The sequence below is a fragment of the Microbacterium yannicii PS01 genome, from assembly GCF_000304335.1.
Classification (GTDB): domain Bacteria; phylum Actinomycetota; class Actinomycetes; order Actinomycetales; family Microbacteriaceae; genus Microbacterium; species Microbacterium yannicii_A.
On the sequence record NZ_CAJF01000051.1, the window covers coordinates 1 to 15,410 of the forward strand.

Below are 15,410 nucleotides of genomic sequence, written 5' to 3' on the forward strand. Positions count from 1 at the left end.
GGGGATCTCGGGCATCGCGGTCAGCAGCGCGTCGATGAACGTCGCGACGTCGCGGGCATCGACGTAGTTGAAGAGGGCGGGGGCCGACAGTGCAGGATCGGCGAGACGCTCGAGCACGGTGTGCCCCTGCTGCGTCAGCGCGCCTGCCCACTCCTCCGGGGCGATCACGTAGCACGGCCGGAACGCGGCGAATCGCGTCGCGTCGCCGGTCTGCCGCGCGAGCATGGCGATGGTCTGCTCGGCCAGGTGCTTGGACAGCCCGTACGCGTTCCAGGGCTTCGGCGTCGTCTCCTCGTCGAGCGGAAAGCGGTCGGGCAGCCACCCGGAGGGCGCGCCGTAGCCGAGCACCGTCGGGCTGGAGGCGGTCACGATCCTGCCGACGCCGGCCGCGACGCCCGCTGAGAGCACGTTCAGTGCGAGTGTCGCATTGGTGCGGAGGATCACGTCCTCGGGCGCGCTGAACGGCACGGCGATCGCGGCGAGGTGCACGAGCGCATCGGCGCGGGTTTCGGCGATCGCGCGGGACGCGGCATCCGGATCCGTCAGATCGACCGCGATCTGTTCGACGTCCGCCAGCTCGGGGGCCTCCGAGACTGCGCGGTCGAGCGAGACGAGTTCGTGCCCGGCGTCGGCCAGCCCCGCGACGAGGCTGCGGCCGAGGCGTCCGGCGCCGCCGGTGACGGCGATGCGGGTCATGAGCGCACCGCTTCGGCCGAGGCGACGGTTCCGGCCTCGAGGAAGCGGATGCCGAGCTCGGCGACGTTGACGGGGAGCCCCGTCTCGAGCGAGATGTTGCCGGCGATGCCGACCGAGATGGAGCGGACGCCGTCGCGCCAGTCGGCCGGGCGCGCAAGCGGGTCGTCGCCCGGTCCCTCGAAGACGTCGGCGAGCAGCAGCTCGTCGCCGCCGCCGTGGCCACCGTCGCCCGCGGCGACGATCGGCACCTCGTACGCGGCCTCCCAGTGCTTCTGGACAATCAGACGCTCGCCTTCGGGACGCAGCGACCCGGAGTCGCCGGCGTGGGTGGCGCTGGGGTCGAGGACGGGGTGCAGGCCCTCGTCGGCGAGGACGGCGCCCCGCTCGATGACTTCGAGCTCGGCGCGGCCGAGGGTGCCGTTGACGGCGACGCGGTAGCCCTCCCACGGGGAGTGGGCGTTGAGGGAGTACGACAGCGTGGCGCCGGAGTCGTAGTCGACGACGAGCGCGAGGTTGTCTTCGATGGTGATGCCCTCGGCGAACACGTCGCGGTCCCGCAGGTAGCCGTCGTGCTGCTCGGCCTCGAGATACAGCGCCTTCAGGCGCTCGTCGTCGCGCAGGTCGAGCTCGAATGCATCGGCGCCGTCGTGCGTGCCGCGCTCGGGACGATTGCCGATGCCGCGTGCCGCCGCGTTCTCGGCGCCGTAGAAGCGCAGTCCGCCCGAGGCGAAGACGCGGCGCGGGGACGAACGGATCCACCAGTTGACGAGGTCGAAGTGGTGGCTTGCCTTGTGGACGAGGAGTCCGCCGGAGTGCACCTTCTCACGGTGCCAGCGGCGGAAGTAGTCCGCGCCGTGCTTGGTGTCGAGCACCCACGAGAAGTCGACCGAGGTGACCTCGCCGATCGTGCCGTCCTGGATGAGCTGTCGCAGGGCGCTGTTGCGCGGCGAGTAGCGGTAGTTGAACGTGATGACGACCTCGCGGCCGGTGCGCTCGATGGCCTCCTCGATGGCTGCCGCCGACGGCGCGTCGATCGTGAGCGGCTTCTCGACGACGACGTCGGCTCCGGCATCCAGCGATCGCACGATCAGCTCGGCGTGCAGATCGTCGCGCGCGCAGACGATGACCCGGTCCACGCGCTGCGCGCGGATCATCCCTTCGAGGTCCGCCGGCGCGTAGACGGCGGGCGCGGGGAGGCCGGCGTCGACCACGCGGTCCATGTAGTACTGCGCGCGGACGGGGTTCGGCTCGCAGATCGCGACGAGCTCGGCGCGGTCTGCGTAGCGGCCGGTGATCGCGTCCACGTACATCTGCGAACGGTGCCCCGCTCCGACGACGGCATAGCGGCGATTGGTCATCTCACTCCCTCAGGAAACGTTTTCTCAGGATAGCACGGCGCCAGGCCGCGTCGCCCGGTACAGGTGCTCTGGCGGAGGAAGGTCTACACCGGGCCACCGCGCCCTGTGTGCGCCGGAACACCTGTTCTGGGCCGAGGGGAGCGGCACGCGGGATGGATCAGGTGGCGGCGGGACCGGTCGAGTCGCGCACCGTGAGCTCGGGGAGGAGGGTGAGCGGATGCCCCGGCTCGCCGCCCTCGAGCAGCTCGCGCATGCGCGTCCAGGCCTGGGCCCCGAGTTCGGCGGCCGGGACGGCGGCGGTCGTGAGCGCCGGGCTGGTGTACTGCGCGAACGGGATGTCGTCGAAGCCCACGACCGAGAGGTCGCCCGGCACGCGGCATCCGCTCGCCTGCACGGCGCTCAGCAGGCCCATGGCGACGAGGTCGTTGTAGGCGAGGGCGGCCGTCGCGCCGGACGCGAGCACGGCGGGAGCGGCCGCGGCACCGGCCTCGAAGTCGACGCCGCACGGGATCTCGGCGACGTCGGTGTCGGGGTGGTCGGCGACGAACGTGGCGATCGCCTCGAGGCGCGCGGCGTTGGCGACACTGCGCGCGACGCCGGCGAGATAGACGATGCGGCGGTGGCCGAGCCGGTGCAGGTGGGCGAGTTCGGTCGCGAGCGCGCTGCGGTAGTCGGCGCGGACCGACGGCACGTCTCCCGACGCGCGGTTGATGAGCACGACGGGGCGGAGGCCCCCGACGAGACGGTCCAGCTCGTCCTGCGGCAGCCTCGGCGAGCACAGGATGACGCCGTCGGTGCGGCGCCGGGTCGCGACGGCGAGCAGACGCTCCTCGTCGACGGACTCCGCCGAGTCGGCGACCAGCACGTGGTAGTCGTCCGCCGCCGCGGCACGGCTGAGCCCGCGGAGGATCGCCTGGAACGTCGGGTTGCCGAGGTCGGGCACCACGACCGCGACGGTCTGCGTACGTCCGAGGACGAGGCTGCGCGCGACGGGGCTCGCGGTGTAGTCCAGGGCGGCCGCGGCATCCTTCACCCGCTCCGCGAGGGCCGGGTCGACCGTGGGGTTGCCGTTCAGCGCGCGCGAGACCGTCGACAGCGAGACGCCCGCTCGTGCCGCGACGTCCGAGATCGTCACGCCCTTGGGTGGTCGAGGCATCCGCTGGTCCTTCCCGTCGGCTGGGCTCAGCCTATCCGGGCAGGAATCGTTTCCTCGGTCGCGGGGCGCGTGCGCGCACACGGCTGCGGGCGGCACGGCGGATCCGGAAACCGGACTTCTCGCGCGTTTCCGGATGCTGTCGCCCTCCGCAGTCCTCACACCGTGCGAAAGTCCGAGTTCCGGATCCAAGCTCGCGGCCGGGGTGCGCCGCGGCCGCGGCCAGGCTCAGCCGCGCGGCGGGGTGCTGCCGCGCACGATGACCTCGAGGGCGAGTGGCGGCTCGGAGGCGTCCCACTCGGGCTCGAGCGCGGCGTGAAGCGCGCGGTAGCCGAGGTCTTCGAGCGGCACGCAGACGGTGGTGAGCCCGGGGCGGACATCGCGCCCGGTGGCGATGTCGTCGAAGCCGGCGACCGCGATGTCGTCGCCCACCCGGCGGCCGGCGTCGCGAACGGCCGACATGACGCCGATCGCGACGACGTCGCTGATGCCGAAGATGAGGGTCCCGGCAGGCAGGTCGCCCGCGAGCAGCTCTTGCGCCGTCGCATAGCCCGCGTCGCGCGTGAAGCCGCCGCGGCGCACCTCCCGCACCTGGCCGCCGGCGGCGGTGAAGCCTTCGGTGAAGCCGGCGACGCGGTCGTCCGACGTGCGGATGCCCTCGGATGCCGCGACCACGATCGCGTCCCGGTACCCGAGTCCGGCGAGCTCGGTGCCGAGAGCCGCTGCTCCGCCGCGGTTGTCGACGGCGACGGAGCGGGTGTCGCCCGTGCCGGGTCCGAGCATGACGACGCGTCCGCCCATGCCCGCGAAGGCGTCGAGCTCCGACTGCAGACCGACGGCGTCCGGACCCTCGGTGCGCGAGGCGGCGAGGATGAGGCCGCGGGGGCGCTGACCGCGGAGGGCGCGCACGAGCTTGACCTCGCGCTGCGGGTCGCGCTCGGTGATCGCGATCGTGACCACGAGCCCCGCCTCGTCGGCTCCTCGTGCGACGCCCGAAGCGAGCTGGCTGAAGTAGGGGTCGGCGATGTCGGCGACGAGCAGGGCGACGATCGCCGACGTTCCTCGTGCGGTGGCCTGCGCCGAGAGGTTGGCGGTGTAGCCGAGCTTCTCGGCCGCCGCCTCGACGCGCTCACGGTAGCTCTCCGCGACCTTGCGGGTGGAGCCGTTGAGCACGCGTGACGCGGTGGCGAGCGAGACGCCCGCCTCGCGTGCGACGTCGTGCAGTGTTGACGCGCCTCGGGTCGGCGCCGATGTGTCGCTCACAGGGCTGAGTCTAGGGTGTGTGTCCGGTTTCCGGCAGGAGTCAGCAAGCGTTTTCCCCGCACTATCTGCGGGCGCCACGTCTCTGCACGATCAGCGCCGTCCAGCTCGCAGGGTCTGCACGAGGAACGCCCGCGCTTCGTCCTGCATCTCGCCGGTGAGCTCATGCCCGGCGTCGTGCCAGGTGCCGCGGTAGCGCGCGCCGAGCCGACGGCGCAGGTGGGCATCGGCATCGGTCATCCCGGCGCGGGGGAACAGCTCGTCGCGCTCGCCGAACTGCACCAGCACCTGCTGCCCGAGCGCCGCGATGTCGACGAGGTCGAACCGAGTCGCCAAGCCGGGACTGTGCAGCAGCCACGAGTGCGTCTCGAGGTAGTCCGGGATCAGCGAGGCCGAGGTCGCCATCATGCCGCCGATCGCGGCCGCCGACACGCGCTCGTCGAGAGCCGCGGCGAACAGCGCCCGCCCGCCTCCGCCCGAGAATCCGACGACGCCCAGGCGCTCCGGATCGACGCCCTCCAGACTCGCGAGGAGGTCGAGCGCCGCGAGATCGTCCGTCGCGACGGCACCCGCGAAGGTCGCGCCGAGGGCACCCGCGGCCTTGGCGAGCACTTCCTCGTGCAGGGATGAGAGCTCGTCGAAGCGCTCATCGGTCGAGAGCACCTCGCCGCGCTCGCGGTGCAGGGCGTCGAGCGCGGCGTCCAGCCGCGCCAGCCGGGGGGAAGGCGACGAGAGGTCGAAGGCCCGGCTCGCCCACGAGAACGCATCGGGGACCAGCACCGCGAAGCCGTCGCGGGCGAGGTCGTTCGCGAGCGCGCGCCCGCCGTAGATGCGGGCCCGCTGCCGGGTCGCCGACGGGTGGGGCTCGAGGCCGGTGTCGACGAGCTGCTCGGCGCCGGTCGAGCGCACCCCGCCATGCGCGTGGAGCGCCAGCACGCCGGGGAGCGGGCTGGCCTGATCACCGGCCACGGGTTCGAGAAGGAACGCGCGCGTGCGCGGACCGAACCCGACCCACCACGTCAGCTCACGCCCTCGGACGCCGTCGGCAGTCCACTCGCGCTCGAGGCGCACGTCGGTCGCCGACGCCTGCCGCACGCCGAGCACCTCGGCCAGGGCACGGCGCAGCGGATCCTGCGGCGAGACAACGGGAGCGCCCGCCAGGAACGCCGGCCAGTCGGCGTACCCGTCGAGCGCTCCCATGCTCACAGAATCGCAGGTCGTCGCCGGATGGGGAGTCGCGTCAGCCCGCGACGCGTGCGCGCAGGTGCGGCGAGACGGATGCCGCGAACCCGGCCGCCGTCCGCTGCACCGCTTCGAGCGGGTCCGTGGCCCAGATCTGCTCATTGAAGATCTCGACCTCGATGTCGCGGTCGTAGCCGGTGGCCTCGACCGCGCGGGTCAGCGACGCGAAGTCGATGACGCCGTCGCCCGGATAGTGGCGCGACAGCAGCACGTCGGCGGCGAGCGGCGTCTTCCAGTCGCACACCTGGTAGGTGGCGATGCGGCCCTCACGGCCGGCGCGTTCGATCGAGGGGAGCACCTCGGGGTCCCACCAGATGTGGAACGTGTCCACCGTCGCGCCGACGACGTCGGCGTCGAAGTCGGCCGCGATGTCGAGCGCCTGCCCGAGCGTCGAGACGACGCAGCGGTCGGAGGCGTACATGGGGTGCAGAGGCTCGATCGCGAGTGTGACACCGGCGGCCGCGGCATCCGGAACCAGCTCGCCGATCGCGTCGCGCACCCGCTCGCGCGCACCGAGGAGGTCGCGCGAGCCCTCGGGCAGACCGCCGGCGACGAGCACGAGGATCGCCGTGGACCCCTCGGCCCCCGCGGCCGCCAGGGTCGCGGCCTCTTCGATCGCGACGCGATTGTCGTCGATCGACGCACGCCGTGCCGGGCCTTCGGGCATCGTGAAGAACCCCGAGCGGCAGTGCGTGGTGAAGCGCAGGCCCGAGTCGGTCAGCATCGAGGCGGCCGTTGCGAGGCCGACCTCCTGCACCGGCTCACGCCACAGGCCGATCGCCTGAACGCCGGCCTCGGCCGTCACCCGCAGCGCGGTCGCCAGGTCGGCGTGCTTGATGGTGGCCTGGTTGATCGACAGCCGCGGATCGACGGTGCCGTGGAACGAGAAGGTCATGCGATCACCCCGGGGACGTCGATGCCGTTGTGGCGGAGCATGCCGTGCCAGCGGATCATCGCGAGCTCGGGCCGCTCGAGTGCGAGCGAGGTGTTCGCGAGCTCGACGATGCGCGACAGGTGCGGCAGGCTTCGGGCCGAGTGCAGGCCGCCGACCATCTGGAAGGCGGGCTGGTGACCGTTCAGCCATGACAGGAAGGCGACGCCGGTCTTGTAGTAGAACGTCGGTGCGGCGAAGACCTGGCGGCTGAGCTCCTCGGTGGGTCCCAGGATCTCGAGGTACCGCGCCGGATCGCCGGCGTCGAGCGCCTGGATCGCCGCCGAGGCCACCGGCGTGATCGCCGCGAACGCTCCGAGCAGCGCGTCGGAGTGCTGGCGGCTGCTCGAGGGGTCGCGATCGGGCTGGGTCGCCTCGGGCGCGTCGGCGCCGCCGATGAGCCCGACGTAGTTGAAGTCGTCGCCGGTGAACATGCGCACGCCCTCGGGGAGGCGCTCGCGCACCGACACCTCGGACGCGGCATCCAGCAGGCTCATCTTCACGCCCGCGACCTTGTCCACGTTCTCGCCGATGATCTCGAGGAGGACGGCGGAGGCCGCGCGCCAGTCGGTCGAGCCGAAGTAGCCCTCGAGAGACGGGTCGAACGCCGTGCCCAGCCAGTGCAGCACGACCGGCGAGGTGGCCGCGCCGAGCACCTCCCGGTACACGTGGCGGTAGTCGTCGGCGGATGCCGCGACCCGAGCGAGATGGCGAGACGCCATGAGGACCGGCCCGGCGCCCTGCTCCTCGGTGAAGTGCAGCTGCTCTTTATAGGCGGCGATGACCTGGTCGAGCGAGATGTGCTCCTCGTCGACGTGGTCGGTGTTGACGCCGACCACGACCGAGCCGCCCTCCTCGCGGGCGACCTGCGCCGAACGAGAGATGAGCTCGCGCGTCGCGGCGGCGTCGAGGCCCATGTTCCGCTGCGCGGTGTCCATGGCGTCGGCGACGCCGAGACCCCATGAGTACACCGCACGGCGGAAGTCGAGCGTGGCGTCCCAGTCCACGTCGGCCGGGCGGCCGGGCGTGTTTTCTGCCCAGGTCTTCGGCACGACGTGCGCGGCGGCGTAGGCCACGCGACTGCGCAGCGCGCCGGTGGGCTTGACGTAGCCGGGCGAGGCGTTGAGCTCGGCCGACGAGGTGGCGCCGTCGGCCGAGAGGAGGGTGAGATGCGGCATCCGAGGTGCTCCGATCGATCCGGCGACGTGTCAGTCGAGCGACAGCGCGGGCAGCTCGACCTTGCGGCCTTCGCGGCTGGACTGCAGGCCCGCCTCGGCGAGGAGCACGCCGCGTGCGCCCGAGAGAAGGTCGAACTCGTACTCGGTTCCCTCGACGTACGAGACGAGGAACTCCTCCCACTGCTGGCGGAAGCCGTTCTGGAACACGTCGTTCGTGGGAACCTCGGCCCAGTCGGTGTCGTAGTCGTGGTCATCGGCCAAGTCGGGGTTCCACACCGGCTTCGGGGTGGCGTTGCGGTGCTGGATCTTCGCGCCGAACAGGCCCACGACGGCCGAGCCGTGCGTGCCGTCGACGTGGAACTCCACGAGCTCGTCGCGGTTCACCCGGACGGTCCAGGAGGAGTTGATCTGGGCCACGATGTCGCCCTCGAGCTCGAAGATGCCGTAGGCGGCGTCTTCGGCGGTGGCGGTGTAGTGCTCGCCCTTCTCATCCCAGCGGTCGGCGATGTGCACGGCGGCCTGGGCGTAGACCGACTTGACCTCGCCGAAGAGGTTCTCGAGCACGTAGTTCCAGTGCGGGAACATGTCGACGATGATGCCGCCGCCGTCCTCGGCTCGGTAGTTCCAGCTGGGGCGCTGCGCGGGCTGCCAGTCGCCCTCGAACACCCAGTAGCCGAACTCGCCGCGCACCGAGAGGATGCGACCGAAGAAGCCGGAGTCGATGAGGCGCTTGAGCTTCTGCAGGCCCGGCAGGTAGAGCTTGTCGTGGACGACGCCGGTCTTGACGCCGGCGGCCTGTGCGAGCTTGGCGAGGTCGAGCGCCTCGTCGACCGTCTCGGCGGTGGGCTTCTCGGTGTAGATCGTCTTGCCGGCCGCGATCGCCTTGCGAAGCGCCGACGCACGGGCCTTCGTCACCAGGAAGTCGGCGTAGATCTCCCAGCGCGGGTCGGCGAGAGCGGCGTCGAGGTCGGTCGTGTAGTCCTCGATGCCGTGCTTGGCGGCCAGGTCGGCGAGCTTGGCCTCGCTGCGGCCGACGAGCAGCGGCTTGACGGTGACCTTGCTGCCGTCGGGCAGCTCGATGCCGCCCTGGTCGCGGATCGCCAGGATCGAGCGCACGAGGTGCTGACGGTAGCCCATGCGGCCCGAGACGCCGTTCATGATGATGCCGATCTCACGGACGCCGTTGTCGTTCGTGAGGGGGCGGGTGGCCGGGGCCGGAGCGAGCGTGTCGGTCACGGTGTTCCTTCTTTCTTCGGTCCGGCGACATCGCAGGTCGCCCGGGAGTCGGGGGCGCCTCGCTCGGCGAGGCGGTGGGTAAACGCTTTCCAATAGTGTGACACGGGTCCACGGGCTCCGCAACCGCTTTCCCATCGAGCGGGCAGAAGCTCTGCACGGTCCTACCGGCCCGCTGTCCGCTCACGCCACATCGACCGTTGATCGATGCCGGCGCCGTCGAGCGCGCACAGGGCCCCGCTCGCGGCCGCCAGGCGGGCGGCGGCCTCCTCCGGAAGATGGACGCCGGTGTCGGTTCGCAGCGGGAGAAGGTAGAGCTCCACCCGGGATCCCGGAACGACGCCGAGGTCGCGCAGGTTGGCGGTCAGGTCGGAGCCGTCCCAGAATCGATCGGTCACGGTCGCGCCGTCCACGCGCAGCTGCGCGACGTCGCCTGCCCAGCGCACCCGCAGCATCGCATCGTCGCCCGCCCACTCGGGCACGATCAGGCGATGGATCGCGGCGTGCGCCTCGAGGACGGCGTCGTCGGGAGCGGCTTGCCGGCCATCGCCCGAACCGTAGTCTCCGGTCGGCGTCGAAGGCTCTCGCACGCGCTCGACGGGGACGGATGCCGCGACCGCCGTCCCCTCGACGTGCTGCCAGTCGAGGGACTGCCACTGCCCGCGGGTGTATTCGCGCACGTCGGGGCGCTCGCCGCCGGTGCGCACCGAGACCCGGCCCGCGGCATCCCACGTCACTTCGTCATCGGTCAGGATCAGGCGGCGCCCGCCCGCGTGGGCGCCGACGACCCACACGCGCCCGGCGTCTTCGGCGGCCAGGACGAGCACATCGACTCGCCCGCCGTCGGCTGTCTCGAGCGGCACCGGCTCACGGTCGGGGGCGATCCGGTGAACGCGACCGTCGTGCGCGATCTCGACGGGCACGCCGGGCGTCTCGAGGAGCACCAGCGTCGCGATGTTCTGCTCAGGCTCGCCTTCGGCCCGGCCGGGCAGAACGGTGAGGGCGGATGCCGTCGCCCAGTCGATCCGGACGCCGCCGATGTCGAGCCCGATCGGCCACGACGCCAGGGTGCCGGCAGCGATGTCGACGGGCCGGGACGGGAGTCGCACCGTCCCGTTCTCGGTGTCGAGCTCGAACTGCGCACCCTGGTACGACGGCAGGGGCTCATGGGGCTGGTGCCATCCGATGAAGAGGAAGCCCGACCCGTCGAGGGCGCGCACCGACCAGCGGAGGGTCTGGGAGTCCTCCACGCCGTCGGGCCGCGTGTCGGGGAAGTGGGCGGGCAGGGGCGCCAGCCGCTCCCCGAACGCCTCGATGAAGGCATGCTGCACCCGCAGCGCGGCGTGGCTCGGCGCCGTGCGACCCGCCTCTCCGATGGGCGCGTGGAAGTCGTAGCTGTGGCGCGTCATGTCGTTCGGGTAGCCGGTCGCCTGGGACTCCTCCAGATCGGCCCCCGGATTGATGCCGCCGGCGTACATGTAGTACCCCTGCCACGCCGAGCCGCTGCCGAGCTTGGCGTGGGCGACCGCGGCGATGTCGAGCGCACGCGGACGCGGACGCCGATGGTAAGCGGTCGCCATGCCGCCGCCGAGCTCACAGGTGGCCGCGGGGAACCACGGCGAGAGCTCGGCCCGCCGGCCCGCGTCCTCCCCGCGCACGTCGGCGCCGATGCCCGGGTCGTCCCACCGGTCCGAGAAGAAGTAGTGCGCGCGGAAGGTCGGGTCCCAGGGCTCTGCGGGGTCGACCCAGAATCCGTCGCCGTAGCCGCCCCACAGCGGCAGCACCTCGGGATCGGGGAGCGCGGCGCCGCCCCACGCGGTCGCGGTCCACAGCGGCGCCGACAGGCCGGCCTCGCGGGCGAGGCGCTTGAGCGTCAGCAGGTGGTCGGGCTGGTCGTACAGCTCGTTTTCGAGCTGGATGGCGAGAACCGCCGCGGGGGTGCCGCGTCCGTCGAGTGCGGCGGCGATGCGGCCGAACCACGTGCGCACCAGGTCGAGGTAGGCGGGATCATCGGTGCGATGCCGCACCGGGGCCTGCTGCACCCAGTCGGGGAAGCCGCCGTTGCGCACCTCGCCGTGGATCCAGGGGCCGATGCGCAGCACGAGCTCGAGGCCCTCCGATCGCACGGCGTCGACGAATGCTCCCAGGTCCCGTCCGCCCTCGAAGCGCACCTCGCCGCGCACCGGCTCGTGGTGGATCCACGGCACGTAGGTCGAGACGACCGAGACGCCGCCGGCGCGCATGAGCCGCAGACGGTCGACCCAGCGCTCGCGGCGCACGCGGGTGTAGTGCAGCTCGCCCGACACCGGCAGCCAGGGGCGCCCGTCGCGAAGCAGCGCTCGGCTGGTCACCTCGAGGCCGGGGCGCTGGTCCTCGTCGTTGCCCATCCGCGGTCGGCGCACCTCGCCGGTCGCACCGCCGAGGCGCACGCGCAGCGCCGGTGCCGCAAGGGCTGGAGGAGATGTCACGGGCGGAGGACCGGATCGGGTCCTCGCGTCCTCCCTCGGTGGCATGTCCTCCGCTCGTGACATCGCGCTCACGCGAGCCGCACCGCGGCCCAGGAGACGGCGGGCAGGGCGATCGACAGGGCGGAGGAGTCGACGGATGCCTCGGCCCGCCGCACGCCGACGCGCTCGGGGTCGTCGAGGGTGTTGGCCGCGTACAGGTCCTCCTCGTGGAGGAGGTGCGTCTCGACGACCTCCAGCTCGCGACCCAGGGCCGTCAGGAGCGGTTCCAGGTCGACGCGGAGGGTCGCGGCATCCGTCGTCGAACGGTTGACCACGAAGAGCGACACCCCGTCGTCGTCGATGGTCGCGACGGCGTTGACGGTCGCGACGTCGCCGAGCGTCTCACTCGCGAACGTCGCGGCCTGGACGGGAACCCGCACCGCCCGGCCCTGTGCGAGCCGCGACGTTATCGAGAAGGGGAAGAAGGTGGTCTGCCGCCACGCCGGACCGCCGGGCTCGGTCATGATCGGCGCGATGACGTTGACCAGCTGAGCGAGCGAGGCCGAGCGCACGCGGTCGGCGTGCTGCAGGAGCGTGATCAGCAGATCGCCGAAGACGACCGCGTCGAGGGCGTGGTACTGGTCTTCGAGCAGTCGCGGCGCGACGGGCCACGCCCCGCCCTTGAACTCGTGCCCCGATTCCGTGCCGTCCTCTTTGTGGAGGTACCAGATGTTCCACTCGTCGAACGAGACCATGATGCGCTTGTCGCTCTTCTTGGCCGCCGCGACGCTGTCGGCGATCGTCACGACCTCCTCGATGAACTTCGCCATATCGACGCCCGAAGCGAGGAACTCCTGCGCGTTGCCGGCGTGCTCCTGGTAGTAGGAGTGGCACGAGATGAAGTCGACGTCGTCGAACGTGTGCTCGAGCACCTGCCGCTCCCACGAACCGAAGGTCGGCATGCCGCGGCCGGACGAACCACAGGCCACCAGCTCGACGCCGGGGTCCAGCATCCGCATCGCCTTCGCGGTGCGCGCGGCGAGCTTGCCGTAGTCGTCCGCGTCGAGGTGACCCAGCTGCCAGGGGCCGTCCATCTCGTTGCCGAGGCACCACATCGTCACGCCGAAGGGCGTCGGGCGGCCGTTGGCGGCGCGGCGATCAGTCCAGGCCGTCTGCGCGTCCGAATTGGCGTACTCGAGAAGGTCGAGGGCTTCCTGGGTGCTGCGCGTGCCCAGGTTCACGGCGAGCATGAGGTCGCTGCCCACACGGTCGAGCCAGGCCTGGAACTCGTGCAGGCCGACCTCGTTCGTCTCGGTCGAGTGCCACGCCAGGTCGAGGCGGCGCGGTCGCTCTTCCCGGGCGCCGATGCCGTCCTCCCACCGGTAGCCCGAGACGAAGTTGCCGCCCGGATACCGGATGGTCGAGACGCCGAGCTCCTTGACGAGCTCGACCACGTCGGTGCGGAAGCCGTCCTCGTCGGCGGACGGATGCCCCGGTTCGAAGATCCCGTCATAGATGTGGCGTCCGAGATGCTCGACGAACCCGCCGAACAGCCGCCGGTCGATCTCGGCGATCTCGAAGTGCGGGTCGAGGCGGGCGGCGGCGTCGGTCATGAGGGTCCTCGGTTGTCGGCGGGCAGTCCGCGGTCAGGGGCAGGGGTGGCAGGAACGGAGGAGATCGCACGAGCGGAGGACGGGAACGGGAAGATCGGTCCTCCGCTCGCGCACATCTCCTCCGGTCGTACCGGGATCAGCGGGCGGGGACAGCGCCGGCGGCGGTGACGGATGCCGCGGCCTCGTCACCGGCGGACGGCTCGAGCACGCCTGCCGCCGCTCGGGACGCGACGGGGGCGGTGACGAAGGCAACGCCCTGCGATTCGAGCACCACGTGCTGGATGTGGGCGCCGGTCTCGGCATCCGTCCCCTCGATCGCGATCTCGACGCGGTCGTCGCCGTGGTTGATGAGAGTCACGAGGTCTCCGCGGCGCGCGGCTTCGACGCCGGCCGGCAGCGCATCGATGACCGGGCGGACACCGGATGCCTCGACCACTGCCGCGACGACGGCATCGAGTCCCTCGGCTACGGGCTGGGTCGCGACGTACCAGCCTTCGCCGGCGCCGTGGGCGTGGCGGGTCAGCGCGGGGGAGCCCGCCGTGAGGCCGGTCTCGAAGGTCGCGATCACGCTCGCCCCCACCGCATGCACCCGCTCGGCCACGATCCCCCCGGGAAGCGACGCGCCGCGCAGGTCGAAGGTCACGGTGCCGCCGGCGCCCGCCGCGCGCACGGTCTGGGCGCCGACGCCGGTGCCGCCCGTGCTGACCCCGCCGAGGGCGCCGAAGTCCTCGAACCGCACGCCGAGCAGCGGCCCGAGCTGCGTGAGGAAGCCGCCCGAGCGGAACTGGTCGTGGGTGTCGACGATGTCGCTGAAAGGCCCGGCCAGCAGGGTGCCGCCGCCCTCGACGAACCGCGAGAGCGCGGCCGCGCCCTCGTCGCGCAGCAGGTACAGCACCGGGGCGACGGCGAGGTCGTAGCCCTCGTCGACCTCTTCGGGCCCGATGACGTCGACCTGGATGTTGCGGGCGTGGAAGGCGCCGTACCACTCGAGCACGAGAGCGAGGTAGTCGATCTCGATGGGGTGATCGCGCTCCTCGACCGCCCACCAGCTCTCCCAGTCGAACACCAGCGCCACCCGGGCGTCGCGCCCGGGCGCCGGAAGATCGCCGAGCGCGGCCAGCCGGGCGCCGAGGTCGGTCACCGCGTCCCACGTCCGGGTCCCGGTGCCCGCGTGCGGCAGCATCGCGGAGTGGAACTTCTCGCTGCCCGCGCGCGACTGCCGCCATTGGAAGAACATGATGCCGTCGGCACCGCGCGCGATGGACTGCGCGGTCTCGGCCAGGAGCGCGCCCGGGCGCTTGCCCGGGTTCGACGGCCGCCAGTTGACGGCATCCGTCGCCTGTTCCCACAAGAGCCACGGCGTGCCGCGCTTCAGCGAGCGCACGAGGTCGCGCTGGAATGCGGCATCCCGCACCCGATTCGGGTTGGTCGGATCGGGGTAGCAGTCGTCGGCGATGACGTCCATGAACGGAGCCCATCGCCGGTAGTCGGCGGGCTTGAACGGGCCCATGAAGTTCGTCGTGATCGGCTGCGTGGCGCCGGCGGCGAGCAGGATCTCGCGCTCCATGAGGTAGCACTCGAGGAGCATGTCCGACGTGAAGCGCCGGTAGTCGAGCATCGACGACGGGTTGTGGCTGTAGGGCGCGAGGCGCGGCGGGAAGATCTCGTCGAACGACCCGTAGCGCTGCGACCAGAAGCTCGTGCCCCAGGCGTCGTTGAGCACGTCGATCGAGGCATAGCGGCTCTGCAGCCACACGCGGTAGGCGTCGCGGGCCGAGTCGGAGAAGTCCATCGGAAGGTGGCAGCCGAACTCGTTGCCGACGTGCCACATGACGACGGCGGGGTGGTGCGCGTAGCGCTCGGCGAGCCGCCGCACGAGCTCGCCCGCGAGGCGCCGGTACGTCGGCGACGAGGGGGCGAAGTGCTGCCGGCTTCCGGGCCAGTACGACGCGCCGTTCTCATCGGCGGGCAGCGTCTCGGGATAGCGCGCGCTGACCCACGGCGGCGGCGAGGCGGTCGCCGTGGCGAGATTGACCTGCACTCCACCCGCCTGGAGCTTCTCGATCACGGTGTCGAGCCACGCGAAGTCCCACACGTCCTCGGAGGGCTGGATGCGCGACCAGGCGAAGATGCCCAGGCTGACGATGTTGACGCCGGCCTGCTGCATGAGGCGGACGTCCTCGTCCCACACGTCTGCGGGCCACTGTTCGGGGTTGTAATCGGCGCCGTACAGCACGGTCATGCTCCTGGAGTTCGGGGAGGGCGGGGCCCGGGAATTCGGGATGGCTGCGCAGGGCTG

General features: G+C 71.8%; 11 protein-coding genes. All 11 read right to left on the reverse strand.

Translation table 11 applies throughout. The features are described from left to right. A partial coding sequence (locus WYM_RS18290) for an NAD-dependent epimerase/dehydratase family protein (RefSeq protein ID WP_019182295.1) occupies positions 1-696 on the reverse strand: 696 nt, incomplete at its 3' end. Then, positions 693-2,054, reverse strand: coding sequence for a Gfo/Idh/MocA family protein (locus tag WYM_RS18295; protein ID WP_019182296.1), 1,362 nt, complete (start codon positions 2,052-2,054; stop codon positions 693-695). The genes WYM_RS18290 and WYM_RS18295, both read right to left, overlap by 4 nt. Positions 2,055-2,211: 157 nt before the next feature. Continuing rightward, entirely contained in the window at positions 2,212-3,210 is a 999-nt protein-coding gene (locus WYM_RS18300; protein WP_026059924.1) for a LacI family DNA-binding transcriptional regulator, read from the reverse strand. Positions 3,211-3,435: 225 nt separating this feature from the next. Beyond that, positions 3,436-4,470 (reverse strand): LacI family DNA-binding transcriptional regulator, encoded by a 1,035-nt coding sequence (locus WYM_RS18305; RefSeq protein WP_019182298.1) that lies wholly within the window; start codon positions 4,468-4,470, stop codon positions 3,436-3,438. 90 nt (positions 4,471-4,560) lie between these two features. Then, the gene (locus tag WYM_RS18310) at positions 4,561-5,667 is read right to left on the reverse strand and encodes a dienelactone hydrolase family protein (RefSeq protein ID WP_019182299.1); all 1,107 of its coding nucleotides are present in this window, start codon (positions 5,665-5,667) and stop codon (positions 4,561-4,563) included. A gap of 40 nt (positions 5,668-5,707) precedes the next feature. Beyond that, positions 5,708-6,604, reverse strand: coding sequence for a sugar phosphate isomerase/epimerase family protein (locus WYM_RS18315; RefSeq protein ID WP_019182300.1), 897 nt, complete (start codon positions 6,602-6,604; stop codon positions 5,708-5,710). Then, entirely contained in the window at positions 6,601-7,818 is a 1,218-nt protein-coding gene (locus tag WYM_RS18320) for a dihydrodipicolinate synthase family protein (RefSeq protein ID WP_019182301.1), read from the reverse strand. The genes WYM_RS18315 and WYM_RS18320 overlap by 4 nt, the downstream gene beginning before the upstream one ends. Before the next feature lie 30 nt (positions 7,819-7,848). Next, positions 7,849-9,054 carry a Gfo/Idh/MocA family protein gene (locus tag WYM_RS18325; protein WP_019182302.1) on the reverse strand — a complete coding sequence of 402 codons (1,206 nt, stop codon included), beginning with the start codon at positions 9,052-9,054 and terminating at the stop codon, positions 7,849-7,851. Positions 9,055-9,215: 161 nt separating this feature from the next. Continuing rightward, positions 9,216-11,519: a beta-galactosidase gene (locus WYM_RS18330; RefSeq protein WP_237739453.1), complete on the reverse strand. Its 2,304-nt coding sequence runs from the start codon at positions 11,517-11,519 to the stop codon at positions 9,216-9,218. A gap of 68 nt (positions 11,520-11,587) precedes the next feature. Then, positions 11,588-13,111 carry an alpha-N-arabinofuranosidase gene (locus WYM_RS18335; protein WP_019182304.1) on the reverse strand — a complete coding sequence of 508 codons (1,524 nt, stop codon included), beginning with the start codon at positions 13,109-13,111 and terminating at the stop codon, positions 11,588-11,590. 136 nt (positions 13,112-13,247) lie between these two features. After that, positions 13,248-15,353, reverse strand: coding sequence for a beta-galactosidase (locus WYM_RS18340; RefSeq protein ID WP_019182305.1), 2,106 nt, complete (start codon positions 15,351-15,353; stop codon positions 13,248-13,250). Positions 15,354-15,410 lie beyond the last annotated feature (57 nt).